We start from the raw sequence: 12022 nt of genomic DNA on the forward strand, positions 1-12022 counted from the left end.
TTGCGAACGGCCCCCGATGTCCACAGTCAGCCCCGGAGCTTGCGGGTCAGGGTCTCGACGTCCCGGGCGATCTGGTCGTCCTGGGGCATCAGTTCCTCGATCTTGCGTACGCCGTGCAGGACCGTGGTGTGGTCGCGACCGCCGAAACGTCGACCGATATCCGGGTAGGACCGCGTCGTATGCTGCTTGCACAGCCACATGGCGATCTGTCGGGGACGGGCGACAGCGCGGGTGCGGCGCTCGCTGAGCAGGTCGGCCTGCTTCAGGCTGAAGTGCTCGGCGACGGTCTTCTGGATCTCGTCGACGGTGATGCGGCGCTCCGGGCCGCCGCGCAGGGCAGAGCCGAGCAGGCCTTGCGTTTCGTCAACGGTCAGGGCCGACAGGCGGCTGGCGGCGACGGCGGCTAGCGTGTTCACGGCGCCTTCCAGCTCGCGCATCGAGCCGGGGGTGCGATCCACCAGATGCTCGAGCACCTCGGGCTGGGCCTCGCCGGAGACGACGCCGAGTTTGGCGAGGGCCTCGATGCGGTTGCGGGCCACAGCCAGCTTCAGCGCACGATCCGCGGGCTCGACCGGGCAGGTCAGGCCGGAGGCCAGATGGCTGCGCAGGCGCGGTTCGATCTCGGTCAGGGCCATCGGCGGACGATCGGCCGACAGGACGATCTTCTTGCCGTCCTCGATCAGGGCGGTTAGCGTCGACAGCAGCTCTTCCTGGGTCGAGGCCTTGCCGCCCACGAACTGGACGTCGTCGATCAGCAGCATGTCGGCGGTGCGCAGGCTGTCCTTGAAGGCGGCGGTGGAGCGGTCCTGCATGGCGCGCACGAAGGTCGACAGGAAGCGCTCTGCGGTCAGGTAAACCACCTTGGCGTCCGGACGCAGGCGCTGGGCCTCCCAGGCGATGGCGTTCAGCAGGTGGGTCTTGCCGTAACCGTAGGGGCCGCAGAAGAAAATCGGGTTGAAGTGGCCGTCGGCCCAGGCGGCGGCCTGTTTGGCGATGGCGAGGGCGAAGGCGTTGCCCTGCCCCTCGACGAAGCTGGAGAAGGTCAGCCGCTCCTGCAGGCCCGCGGCGCGGACCGCGCGGGCGCCGTCGGCGACCGGAGCCACGGTGGCCATCGGCATCGGAACGACATTGGCCTCTCCGCGCCCGGCGGCCATGGCCGAGGCCGGGGGCACCGAGCCCATCTCGGCGCGGCAGCGGACGTCGAGGCGACGGCTCAGGCCGTCGAGACCCAGCCAGAGCTCGTTCATGCGGCGGAGCGCGTTCTTGCGCACCCAGTCGCGGGCATAGGCGGTCGGGGTCACCAGAACCAGTTGGCCGGAGCCGTCCAGACGCACGGCCGACGGCGCGATGTAGGAGCTGAACGCCCCCTCGCCGATCTCCGTACGCAGGCGTCCCGCCGCCTCGGTCCAGATGTGATCCGGATCCGTCATACCCGCAGTCATCCTCACGCCCCCCATCATCGGTCAGCCACCCGCCGCTAGAAGTCCATCACCCCCGCTGCGCCCTTCCGGACTGCCTGGAGCCAGGGACGACTTCTCCTGACCGGTGCGACAAGGGTCGCCCGGGACGGGGTCGTTCTCTCACTCAGACATTCCGCGTCGACGGGGATTTTCAGGCCCCGCGCCGTCTTCATCCGTGATGGGATGGAAGTGCGTAACGGCTTCAAACTTACGCCCGGCGGGGTCACCGTCAACGCAGATTCGAATCACTTTCGGCACTTAAATTGTTTGACTCCGCCAAGTGCTGTTGCGGGCTTGAGAAATAGTCGTTTCAGGTCTGCGGAAGGGCCTAATTCCGCTGGTCAAGCTTAGGCCCGAACGTGCAAACGGCGAGGTAGCCGAAGCCGCCTCGCCGTTGAATTCATTCGACTATTGGATGACCGTATAACGAAGGTCGATCCGTACGCCTCTCAGGCGAACCCGCACAAATGAGTGTCCGAAGCCGGACACAAGGCCGTGTCAGGCGGCCGACAGCTTCTTCAGCTGGGCGGCCAGGCGCGAGACCTTGCGCGAGCCGGTGTTCTTGTGAACCACGCCCTTGGACACGGCGCGCATCAGCTCGGACTGGGCTTCTACGAAGGCGGTCTTCGCGGCAGTGGCGTCACCACCGGTCACGGCTTCCTGAAACTTGCGCAGGAAGGTGCGAACGCGCGTACGGCGCGCCTTGTTCACTTCGGTGCGGGCGGCGATCTTGCGGATCGCCTTCTTGGCGCCGGCGTTATTGGCCATCAGTCAAAAACCTATCGAACGGAAAACGCCGCGGAACACCGTCCCACGGCGCGGAAATCTCAAGAGCGCGCGGCTATAGCGGAAAGCCCCCGGAGGGTCAACGCGGAGTCGCTGACATCGAAACCGCGCCCGCGCAGATGCCGCGGTTGGTGTCCAGCACGCCCCCGGCGGCCCGGCAATCCGAGGCGTTCTTGTAGCTACGGCCGATCCAGCCGGCGCCGAAGCCGATCGCCAGGATCAGGATGAAAGCGATGATCTTGCCCATGTGCGGTCCTCCAGACCGACGCAACGCCTACCGGCCGGTGAAGTTCGGCGTCCGCTTCTCGACGAAGGCGCTCATTCCCTCCTTCTGATCCTCGAACGCGAACAGTGAGTGGAACAGGCGGCGTTCGAACTGGACGCCCTGGGTCAGGGTCGTTTCGAGGGCGGCGTTGACCATTTCCTTGTTGGCCATGACGGCGAGCGGGCTTTGCGAGGCGATCTTCGCGGCGATCTTGCGGGTCTCGTCCAGCAGCTGGTCGTGCGGGAAGACGCGCGAAGCCAGCCCGGCGCGTTCGGCCTCGGCGGCGTCCATCATGCGGGCGGTCAGGACCATGTCCATGGCCTTGGACTTGCCGACCAGACGGGTCAGGCGCTGGGAGCCGCCGATGCCGGGGGCAACGCCGAGATTGATCTCGGGCTGACCGAACCGGGCCTTCTCGGACGCGACGATGAAGTCGCACAGCATGGCCAGCTCGCAGCCGCCGCCCAGCGCAAAGCCGTTGACCGCGGCGATGATCGGCTTGCGGAAGCGGGTGATCCGGTCGTGGCCGAGGGCGAAGTAGTTGCCGGTGTACATCTGGGCGTAGGTCTGGTCGGCCATCTCCTTGATGTCGGCCCCGGCGGCGAAGGCCTTCTCGCCCGAGCCGGTCAGGATCAGGCAGCGCACGGTGTCGTCATGCTCGACCGCGTCAAGGAAGTCGGCCAGATCCCTGAACAGGGCCGAGTTCAGCGCATTCAGCGCCTCGGGCCGGTTCAGGGTCACCACCGCATAGCCGTCGGCGTGGCGCTCGATCAGAAGGTTGGCGTAGCTGTCGGCCATGGAGTTCTCCTCGTATCGCGCGGGCTTACCAAGACCGGGCGGGCGGCGGAAGCGGGCGGCTCGGTCGAAAAACACAGTCCGAAGCGTCCGATGCGTCCGGATCGTCCGTCTGCAAGGCGCCTCCTCCATACCCACAGGATGAAGCCTACACCCGGCCTGCGTCAGAAACGGTCGTGGACGTTCAGCGTCGGGGAAGAAGCGCCAGTGTCAGGGCCGCGCGGGACAGTTCGGCGACGACGACCATGGCCAGCAGGGCGTTGGCGGCCAGGACCTGGGCGCGCGGGGCGGACAGGCCGAGGGACCAGCCGAAGAGGCTGGCGACCGCGAGCCCGGCTGCGACGGCCAAGGCCAGAACGATCAGGATCATCAGGGCCACATGGCTGGCCTTGAGCGCGGCCTGAAGGGTCGGCCCCTCGTCGAGTTCGCGCGTGCGGCGTCGGAACAGCCAGGCGATCAGACTGGTGGCGATCGTCTCGGCGACGATGATCAGGGCGAGGGCGGCGAGGAACCAGAGCGCCAGATTGCCTGCGTCGCCGCGCCGGAAGGTCTGGACCACATGGCCGAAATAGACGCTCCAGACGAGGACGCCGACGATCAGGCTGATCCAGAGATGGACCTTGCGCATCAAACCTCCGCTCCGGCCATGTCGGCCAGTTTCAACACCGTGTTCCAGTTACGGCCCGTGCCCATGCCCAGCATGCGCGGCGTGGCCTTTTTGAAGATGCCGGACTCGCCCTGCCCGTTCGGGAACCAGAAATAGAGGACATCGTCCACGGCCTCGACCGCCTCGCCGCCCGCGGCCAATTCGCGACAGGCCTCCAGCGCGCCCGGCTTGATCCCGTCCTTCATCACCATGGCGACGACCTTGGCCGGGTGGGCGGCCGCTTCCTTCGGAAAGGGATTGGCGGCGATCAGCTTCGACCACTGGTCCGGCGTGCGGACCATGGCGGCGACCTTCAGGCCGAAGGTCTTCTCCATCGCGGCCTCGATGTCGGCTTCCAGCGCGGCCGTGGCCTTTCCGCTTTCGACAACAAGATTCCCGCTGGCCTGAAGCGTACGCGGGTTCTTCAGCCCCATGGACTCGGCCATGACCCGCTGCTCGCGGACAGGGGCGCGAACCCCGCCGGTGTTCATGCCGCGGAACAGGATGATGCGATGGGTCATCGTCAGCGCTTCTGGCAGGACGGGCAGTAAAAGGTGGAGCGGCCGCCCTGCACGATGCGCCTGACCACGCCGGTGCATCCCCCCTCTTTGGAGTCTGGGCCGAGGCAGGGCTCGCCCTCGCGGCCGTAGACGTCGAACCGGTGCTGGAAATAGCCCTGCCCGCCATCGGCGTTGGCGAAGTCGCGCAGGGTGGAGCCGCCGGCGGCGATGGCGTCATTAAGGACGTCGCGCACGACCGAGGCCAGCGTCTCCAGCCGGGATTTCGACACCTTGCCGGCGGCGACCAGCGGCGAGATGCGGGCGCGATACAGGGCCTCGCAGACATAGATGTTGCCCAGACCCGCGACGATGCGCTGGTCCAGCAGGCTGACCTTGATGTTCTGTTTCTTCCCGGCGAACGCCTCGGCGAGGTGCGCGCCGGAGAAGCCGTTGCCGAGCGGCTCGGGGCCCAGATCCCTGAACCATGCATGAGCCTCGACCGTGTCGGTCGGAATCAGACCCATGAAGCCGAAGCGGCGGGCGTCCGCGAAACCGATGCGATGGGTCGCCTTTCCCTTCGTGGCGCAGAAGCTGACGTGCTCATGCTTGCCGGCGATGGGCGCGGGCTCCTCGAACTCGCCCAGCTGACGGCCGTCGAGGGTGAAGCGGCCGGTCATGCCGAGGTGGGTGACCCAGGTCTCGCCCGTCGACAGCGGCATCAGCAGATATTTGGCGCGCCGATCGATGCGCTGGACTGTCGCGCCATTCAGACGGGCGGGAAAGTCGTCGGGAAAGGGGAAGCGCAGGTCGGGCCGGTTCTGACGGACGCGGGACAGGGTCGCGCCGCCGAGAACGGGCTCAAGGCCACGCCGGACGGTCTCGACCTCGGGAAGCTCGGGCATGGATAACGGATAGCCCGTCTCCCCCCGTGGGAGAAGGATTCTTGCTCCGTCCCCGGTCTTCGGCTTAGGTCCACCGATCGGGAGAGGATCCTTAACATGACTGACACACCCGCGAGCGCGCCCGTATCGGGCGGCAAGCGTATCGAGCTGACGCTCCGCGCCCTTGTGCTGGGCTGCCTTCTGGCCGTCGTCTTCACGGCCGCGAACACCTACCTGGGCCTGAAGGTCGGGCTGACCTTCGCGTCCGCCATTCCGGCGGCGGTCATCTCGATGGCCATCCTTCGCATGTTCAAGACCTCGACCATCTGGGAGAATATGACGGTGCAGACCGTCGCTTCGGTCGGCGGGGCGATGAGCTCGATCATCTTCGTGCTGCCCGGTCTGGTGATGGTCGGCTGGTGGCTGGAGTTCCCGTTCTGGGAATCGGTGCTGATCTGCGTGTTCGGCGGCGTTCTGGGCGTGACCTTCTCGATCCCGCTGCGTCGGGCGCTCGTGGTCGAGGCCAATCTGCCCTATCCCGAAGGCGTGGCGGCGGCGGAAGTGCTGACCGTCGGGTCGCGCGGCGCCGAGCAGACCGACAGCGCCGTGCGCGAGAACGCCGCCGGCCTCTGGGTCGTGATCACCGGCGCGATCGTTTCGGCGGGCTACGCCCTGCTGGTCGCAGGCCGTGTCTTCGCCGGCGAGGCCGCCAAGTTCATCAAGCTGCCCGCGTCGCTGGGCGGCGGAGCCACGGGCATGGGCTTCGGCATGCAGTTCGCCCTGCTGGGCGCCGGCCACCTGATCGGGTTGAGCGTCGGTCTGGCTCAGCTGTTCGGCCTGATCCTGGCCTGGGGCATCGCGGTGCCGATCCTGACCAGCCCGGACACCATCGCGTGGCTGACGGCCCACAACATTCCGTCGATCGCGACGACCCTGCCCGCTGGCGCAGGCGCCGAGGAGCTGGCCGGAACGGTGTGGAGCCGTGAAGTCCGCTTCATGGGCGCCGGCGTCATCGGCGTCGCCGCCATCTGGACCCTGATCAAGCTGGCCGGTCCGCTGATCGGCGGGCTGACCTCGGCGCTGGCCGCCAACCGTCGTCGTGCCGGTGGGGAGGTTCTGGACCGGACCGAGCAGGACATTCCGATCAACATCGTCGCCGGCCTGTCGGTCGCCTGCCTGATCGGCATTGGCTTCCTGCTGGCCATGTTCGCCCAGAGCAATCCGACCCTGGCCGGATCGACGGCCGTGCTGGTGGTCGGCGGGCTGGTCTATGTCGTCCTGATCGGCTTCGCCGTGGCCGCGATCTGCGGTTACATGGCCGGCCTGATCGGATCGTCGAACAGCCCGGTCTCCGGCGTCGGCATCCTCGCGATCGTCATCGCCTCGGTGCTGATGCTGGGCGTGCTCGCGCTGGCCGGCCTGCCCGCCGACCCGTCGGTGGTGGCCTTCGCCCTGATCGTGACGGCGGTGGTGTTCGCCGTGGCCGTCATCGCCAACGACAACCTTCAGGACCTGAAGACCGGTCAGCTTGTCGCGGCGACGCCGTGGCGTCAGCAGACCGCCCTGATCGTGGGCGTAGGCGCGGGCGCGATCGTGATCCCGCTGATCCTCAACCTGCTGAACAAGGCGTTCGGTTTCGAAGGCGGGCCTACCGGCATCGCCGATGAGCCACTGGCGGCCCCGCAAGCGACCCTGATCTCGGCGCTCGCCCGGGGCGTCATCGGCGGCGACCTGCGCTGGGACCTGATCGGCCTCGGCGCCGTGATCGGCGTGATCATCATCGTGCTGGACATGGTCCTGAGCGGCGCGACCAAGGGCAAAATGAAACTGCCGCCGTTGGCTGTCGGCATCGGCTTCTACCTGCCGGCCGCGGTGACCACGATGCTGGTCATCGGCGCGGTCTGCGGCTGGTTCTACGATAAGGCGATCAAGACCACCCGGTTCGCCGATGTCGGCCGCCGCATGGGCGTGCTTCTGGCGTCAGGCCTGATCGTCGGCGAGAGCCTGTTCCTGGTGATGACCGCCGGCGTGATCGTGGCCACCGGCAACGATGCGCCGTTCGCCATGCTGCCCGAGGGCTCGACCTTCCCGTCCATGCTGGCGGGGATCGTGGCCTTCATCGTCCTGACCGTGATGCTGTACGGCTGGGTCCGCAGCCGCTCGGCCAAGGTCTGATCCTGCCCTCACCCCGCCGTTTTCGTCGGGGATAGAGGCCGCCGTTACGCCAGTGCGTGTTCGCCGCGCACTGGCGTTTCCGCGTTCGCCCCTGTATGAGGCGCGCGCCTTCCCGCAATTACGCCCCTGTCCAGCGGCCCGACCCTTCCGGCCGCCTATTCGCGATACTCAAATGAACCTGCGCAACGTCGCCATCATCGCCCACGTCGACCACGGCAAGACCACGCTGGTCGACCAGCTTCTGGCCCAGTCCGGCGTCTTCCGAGCGAACGAGGCGACGACCGAGCGCGCCATGGACTCCAACGACCAGGAAAAAGAGCGCGGGATCACCATTCTGGCCAAGGCCACCTCGGTCCTGTGGAACGGCAAGGCGGGCGAGACCCGCATCAACATCATCGACACCCCCGGCCACGCCGACTTCGGCGGCGAGGTCGAGCGCATCCTGGGCATGGTGGACGGCTGCGTCATTCTGGTGGACGCGGAAGAGGGCGTCATGCCGCAGACCAAATTCGTGCTGACCAAGGCGCTGAAGATGGGCCTGCGTCCCATCCTCTGCATCAACAAGGTCGACCGCGCGCACGCTGACCCGGATCGCGTGCACCTTGAGACCATCGAACTGTTCGAGGCCATCGGCGCGACGCCGGAGCAGCTGGACTTCCCGCACATCTACGCCTCGGGCCGGAACGGCTGGGCGACGCTGGACCTGAACGAGAAGTCGGACACCCTGGCCCCACTGTTTGACCTGATCGTCGAGCACGTGCCGGCGCCGGCCGTTCAGGCCAACCGGGACAAGCCGTTCCAGATCCTCAACGTGCTGATCGAGTCCGATCCGTTCCTGGGCCGCATCCTCACCGGGCGTATCGAGAGCGGCAAGGCCGTTCCCGGCATGGCCATCAAGGCGCTGGACCGCGACGGCAAGACGATCGAACAGGGCCGCATCACCAAGGTGCTGGCCTTCCGCGGCCTGAAGCGTCAGGCGCTGGACGAAGGCTCGGAAGCCGGCGACATCGTCGCCATCGCGGGCATGTCGAAGGCCACCGTGGCCGACACCCTCTGCGCGCTGGACGTCACTGAAGCCCTGCCGGCCCAGCCGATCGATCCGCCCACCATCTCGATGACCGTCTCGGTCAACGACAGCCCGCTGGCCGGCCGCGAAGGCGACAAGGTCCAGTCGCGCGTCATCCGTGACCGCCTGCTGAAGGAAGCCGAAGCCAACGTCGCCATCCGCATCACCCAGACCCCGGGCGCCGACGCCTATGAAGTCGCCGGTCGCGGCGAACTGCAGCTGGGCGTGCTGATCGAGAACATGCGCCGCGAGGGCTTCGAGGTCTCGATCTCGCGTCCGCGCGTGGTCTATCAGACCGGCGAGAACGGCGAACGGCTGGAGCCGATCGAGGACGTCATGATCGACGTCGACGACGAATACACCGGCGTGGTCATCGAGAAGCTGGCGACCCGCAAGGCCGAGCTGAAGGACATGGGTCCGTCGGGCGCGGGCAAGACCCGCATCCAGCTGATGTGCCCGTCGCGCTCGCTGATCGGCTATCAGGGCGAGTTCCTGACCGACACGCGCGGTTCGGGCGTGCTGAACCGGGTGTTCAGCCACTACGAGCCGCACAAGGGCGCGATCGAGGGCCGTCTGAAGGGCGTGCTGGTCTCGAACTCGGACGGCGACACGGCGGCCTTCGCCCTGTGGAACCTCGAGGATCGCGGCGTGATGTTCGTCGGCGCCGGCGAGAAGACCTATCAGGGCATGATCATCGGCGAGAACTCGCGGTCGGACGACCTCGACGTCAACCCGATCAAGGGCAAGCAACTGACCAACGTCCGCGCCTCGGGCAAGGATGAGGCCGTGCGCCTGACCCCGCCGCGCCGGCCGTCGCTGGAACAGGCCATCGCCTATATCGAGAGCGACGAACTGGTCGAGGTGACGCCGAAGTCGATCCGCCTGCGCAAGGCGGTGCTGAACCCCTCGTTCCGCAAGAAGCGCGTCCGCGAGGACTAGGAGTGACTCTCCCTCCCCTTCAGGGGAGGGCGGCTGAGCCCGCAGGGCGAAGTCGGGTGGGGGCGGCGCGGCGATTGGCCCGCCGCCTTTTGCTTGTGTGGCGAAGGCCGTCCCCACCCGGTCGCTCTGCGACCACCCTCCCCGTCCCGGGGAGGGAGAACCGCTACCGCTTCAGACCCAGCATCCCGAGCCAGCCCCCGCTGGTCAGCAGGGCGACGTCCAGCAGGGCCAGCGGCAGAGGCGTCGACGCCGGGGCGGCGATAAAGAGCGGGCGCCAGTCCGGGTCGAACTTGGACTTGTAGGCGCGCAGGCCCTGAAAGCCGTAGAGGGCGCCGCCTTCCTCGAAGACGAGCGCGCCGACGCGGGCGAAGACCGGGGCGAGGCGGCGGTTCTCGAGCCCGGCCAGCGGCGCCATGCCGAGGCTGAAATCCGTCAGGCCCTCGATGCGGGCCCACTGGATGGCGCGGACGAAGAGATAGTCCATCACGCCGGTCGGGGCGTCTGGCAGGTGCCGCATGAGGTCGACCGCCACGCCGTCGGAGCCGGGCATCAGGTTGGCGAAAGCGACCACGCGGCCATCGATGCGAACAACAGCAAGTGGTGTCTGCGACAGGTAGTCCGGGTTGAAGCGGCCGAGCGAGAAGCGCTTCTCCGTGCCCTTGTGGTGCGTCAGCCAGGCGTCCGACAAAGCCCGCAGCTCCGCCATGTCCAGTCCCGGCTCGCCGGGGCGAATGACCTCGACGGCCGCGCCCTCGCGTTCCAGCCTGTTCACCGCGGTGCGCAGGTTCTGCTTCGACTTGCCTTCCAACGAGAAGGCGTCCGTGCGCACCACCGCTGTCTCGCCCACCTTGCGCAGCGCCATGCCGAGGGTGGCCAGATCCGACAGCAGATCCTCGCCGACCGCATAGAAGACCGGCGCGCCGCCATAGCTGTCGGCCAGTTCCGCGAAGGCCCAGAGCAGGGGCAGCCGGTCTCCGGACGGGCCGGCGGGTTCGCCTATGGCGATCCAGCGACGGCCGCGCACGGCGTAGGCGAGAAAGGCCCTTCCGGAGGGGCTGAACAGAAGCGCCTTGTCGCCGAGGCTCGCCAGCCAGGCGTCCGGCGTCACGCCCTCGCCGGCCTGCAGAATGGCCAGGGCGCGGGCGGCCTCTTCCGGCGTCGGCGCGCGGTGACTTTTGGCTCCGGGCGCCGAAAGGAGAGCGCGACCGGCGAGAACCACAGCCATCAGGGCGATCACGGCTGCGGCGCGCAGGAAGCCCGACACCTCCTGATCCGTCACCAGCGTCCACCACAGATCGTCGGTATAGGCGACGTCCCGATAGGTGAAGAAGCCCAGCCAGAGCATGCCGGCGACCGTCGCCAGCAGGAGCAAGAGCCAGGACGGCGAGAGCGCTTCGAACAGACGCGACCGCCGGTCGAACGCCCGTCGGCAGGGCCAAAGAACGGCGGCCAGAAGCAGGAGCTCGGCCGCCTCCTCCCAGTCCAGCCCCTTCAGCAGCGACAGTCCGGCGCCGACGATCAGCAGAACGATCGCGGCGAGCCATGCGCCCTGTCGCCGACGCCACAGGCCCGCGGCCAGCAGCAGCATCAGGAAGCCGACGACGCTCGCCGCGAAATGGGACAGGTCGATGAAGACCGGTGGCAGCGCCTCGCTTACCCACGCCAGCCGCCCCGGAAAAGCCGGCGTCACTGACGAGGCGATCATCACGCCGCCAGCGAGAAAGCCCAGCGCCGCGAAGATCTGGGGCGAAACCTCATAGACCAGCGCGGCGAGGCGGCCCCAACGTCCCAACTTGTGTCCGGCAGCGCGGTTCATGGCGCAGATAGACCCGGAATCGGCCAAACGAGGCAAGCCGAAGGTCATTTCGGGGCGGGTGAAACAATCCGCAATGCGCCGTGTTTCGACCTTGTGGCGAGCCATATCGCTCGCGTCATCAAGGCCAATATCATGCGCAAGACCGCGATCCTGACTTCCGTCGCCGGCCTGTTCCTCATGACCGCTCCGGCGGCCCTCGCACAGGACACGGCCACGCAAACTCCGCCTACAGCGACCCCCGCCCCGGCACAGTCCGCCACGGTCTCGCTCCAGCCCGGTGCGACCGTAAAGGGCTCCGATGGCTCGACCCTCGGCACGCTCGAAGGCGCCCGCCAAGGCCCGTCAGGCCAAGAAATCACCGTGCGCGGGTCGGACGGCCAGCTGCGCGGCGTGCCTGTCGCCGGCCTGACCCAGAGCGGCGCGGATATCGCCGTCGCCTGGTCCAGCTCTCAGTATCAGTCCGCCCCGGCGATCGGCGCGACCCCTGCTGCGGCGTCGCCGAGCATGACCGCGCCCTCGGCAGAGCCGACCACCCAGCCCGAGCCGACCGACCCGGCCTCTCCGCCCGCGGGCGAACAGCCTTCGACCCCGGGTGAAGAAACGCCGACGACGACCCCGGACCAACCGGGCGCCTGATCCCGACTTCAGGCAAAGAGAAAGGGCGGCTCCTCGCGGAGCCGCCCCTTTTCATAC

Annotated in this window: 11 protein-coding genes; 3 read left to right on the forward strand and 8 right to left on the reverse strand. The window is 67.7% G+C overall.

Annotated features, from left to right (window positions below; all coding sequences use genetic code 11):
• Window positions 1-26 precede the first annotated feature (26 nt).
• From dnaA to mutM, 7 genes are all read right to left on the reverse strand, one after another.
• On the reverse strand, window positions 27-1430 hold the full coding sequence (gene dnaA, locus ACIQC9_RS11250) for a chromosomal replication initiator protein DnaA (RefSeq protein ID WP_400615800.1): 1404 nt from the start codon (window positions 1428-1430) through the stop codon (window positions 27-29).
• 528 nt (window positions 1431-1958) lie between these two features.
• Window positions 1959-2228, reverse strand: coding sequence for a 30S ribosomal protein S20 (rpsT, locus tag ACIQC9_RS11255; RefSeq protein WP_400615802.1), 270 nt, complete (start codon window positions 2226-2228; stop codon window positions 1959-1961).
• A 97-nt stretch (window positions 2229-2325) separates the two neighbouring features.
• Window positions 2326-2493 (reverse strand): hypothetical protein, encoded by a 168-nt coding sequence (locus ACIQC9_RS11260; RefSeq protein ID WP_400615804.1) that lies wholly within the window; start codon window positions 2491-2493, stop codon window positions 2326-2328.
• Window positions 2494-2520: 27 nt separating this feature from the next.
• Window positions 2521-3309, reverse strand: a complete 789-nt coding sequence (locus ACIQC9_RS11265) for an enoyl-CoA hydratase-related protein (RefSeq protein WP_400615806.1) — start codon at window positions 3307-3309, stop codon at window positions 2521-2523.
• A 181-nt stretch (window positions 3310-3490) separates the two neighbouring features.
• Window positions 3491-3934, reverse strand: coding sequence for a hypothetical protein (locus tag ACIQC9_RS11270; RefSeq protein ID WP_400615808.1), 444 nt, complete (start codon window positions 3932-3934; stop codon window positions 3491-3493).
• Window positions 3934-4473, reverse strand: coding sequence for a DUF1697 domain-containing protein (locus ACIQC9_RS11275; RefSeq protein ID WP_400615809.1), 540 nt, complete (start codon window positions 4471-4473; stop codon window positions 3934-3936). The genes ACIQC9_RS11270 and ACIQC9_RS11275 overlap by 1 nt, the downstream gene beginning before the upstream one ends.
• A gap of 2 nt (window positions 4474-4475) precedes the next feature.
• Window positions 4476-5354, reverse strand: a complete 879-nt coding sequence (mutM, locus tag ACIQC9_RS11280; RefSeq protein ID WP_400615811.1) for a bifunctional DNA-formamidopyrimidine glycosylase/DNA-(apurinic or apyrimidinic site) lyase — start codon at window positions 5352-5354, stop codon at window positions 4476-4478.
• A 96-nt stretch (window positions 5355-5450) separates the two neighbouring features.
• Here mutM and ACIQC9_RS11285 point away from each other — a divergent pair, with 96 nt between their 5' ends.
• On the forward strand, window positions 5451-7508 hold the full coding sequence (locus ACIQC9_RS11285; RefSeq protein WP_400615813.1) for an OPT family oligopeptide transporter: 2058 nt from the start codon (window positions 5451-5453) through the stop codon (window positions 7506-7508).
• Window positions 7509-7680: 172 nt separating this feature from the next.
• Window positions 7681-9513 carry a translational GTPase TypA gene (gene typA, locus ACIQC9_RS11290; RefSeq protein WP_400615815.1) on the forward strand — a complete coding sequence of 611 codons (1833 nt, stop codon included), beginning with the start codon at window positions 7681-7683 and terminating at the stop codon, window positions 9511-9513.
• A gap of 163 nt (window positions 9514-9676) precedes the next feature.
• Here the strand turns inward: typA and ACIQC9_RS11295 are convergent, their stop codons facing one another.
• Window positions 9677-11329: a GNAT family N-acetyltransferase gene (locus ACIQC9_RS11295; RefSeq protein WP_400615818.1), complete on the reverse strand. Its 1653-nt coding sequence runs from the start codon at window positions 11327-11329 to the stop codon at window positions 9677-9679.
• A gap of 132 nt (window positions 11330-11461) precedes the next feature.
• Here ACIQC9_RS11295 and ACIQC9_RS11300 point away from each other — a divergent pair, with 132 nt between their 5' ends.
• Window positions 11462-11965 (forward strand): superoxide dismutase, encoded by a 504-nt coding sequence (locus ACIQC9_RS11300; RefSeq protein ID WP_400615821.1) that lies wholly within the window; start codon window positions 11462-11464, stop codon window positions 11963-11965.
• Window positions 11966-12022 lie beyond the last annotated feature (57 nt).

It is taken from the genome of Brevundimonas sp. NPDC092305, from assembly GCF_044755415.1.
GTDB lineage: Bacteria > Pseudomonadota > Alphaproteobacteria > Caulobacterales > Caulobacteraceae > Brevundimonas.

Bases quoted from the DNA above. Each gene is read 5' to 3' on its own strand.
- dnaA (WP_400615800.1), bottom strand. From the start codon at position 1,430: ATGACGGATCCGGATCACATCTGGACCGAGGCGGCGGGACGCCTGCGT.
- rpsT (WP_400615802.1), bottom strand. From the start codon at position 2,228: ATGGCCAATAACGCCGGCGCCAAGAAGGCGATCCGCAAGATCGCCGCC.
- ACIQC9_RS11260 (WP_400615804.1), bottom strand. From the start codon at position 2,493: ATGGGCAAGATCATCGCTTTCATCCTGATCCTGGCGATCGGCTTCGGC.
- ACIQC9_RS11265 (WP_400615806.1), bottom strand. From the start codon at position 3,309: ATGGCCGACAGCTACGCCAACCTTCTGATCGAGCGCCACGCCGACGGC.
- ACIQC9_RS11270 (WP_400615808.1), bottom strand. From the start codon at position 3,934: ATGCGCAAGGTCCATCTCTGGATCAGCCTGATCGTCGGCGTCCTCGTC.
- ACIQC9_RS11275 (WP_400615809.1), bottom strand. From the start codon at position 4,473: ATGACCCATCGCATCATCCTGTTCCGCGGCATGAACACCGGCGGGGTT.
- mutM (WP_400615811.1), bottom strand. From the start codon at position 5,354: ATGCCCGAGCTTCCCGAGGTCGAGACCGTCCGGCGTGGCCTTGAGCCC.
- ACIQC9_RS11285 (WP_400615813.1), top strand. From the start codon at position 5,451: ATGACTGACACACCCGCGAGCGCGCCCGTATCGGGCGGCAAGCGTATC.
- typA (WP_400615815.1), top strand. From the start codon at position 7,681: ATGAACCTGCGCAACGTCGCCATCATCGCCCACGTCGACCACGGCAAG.
- ACIQC9_RS11295 (WP_400615818.1), bottom strand. From the start codon at position 11,329: ATGAACCGCGCTGCCGGACACAAGTTGGGACGTTGGGGCCGCCTCGCC.
- ACIQC9_RS11300 (WP_400615821.1), top strand. From the start codon at position 11,462: ATGCGCAAGACCGCGATCCTGACTTCCGTCGCCGGCCTGTTCCTCATG.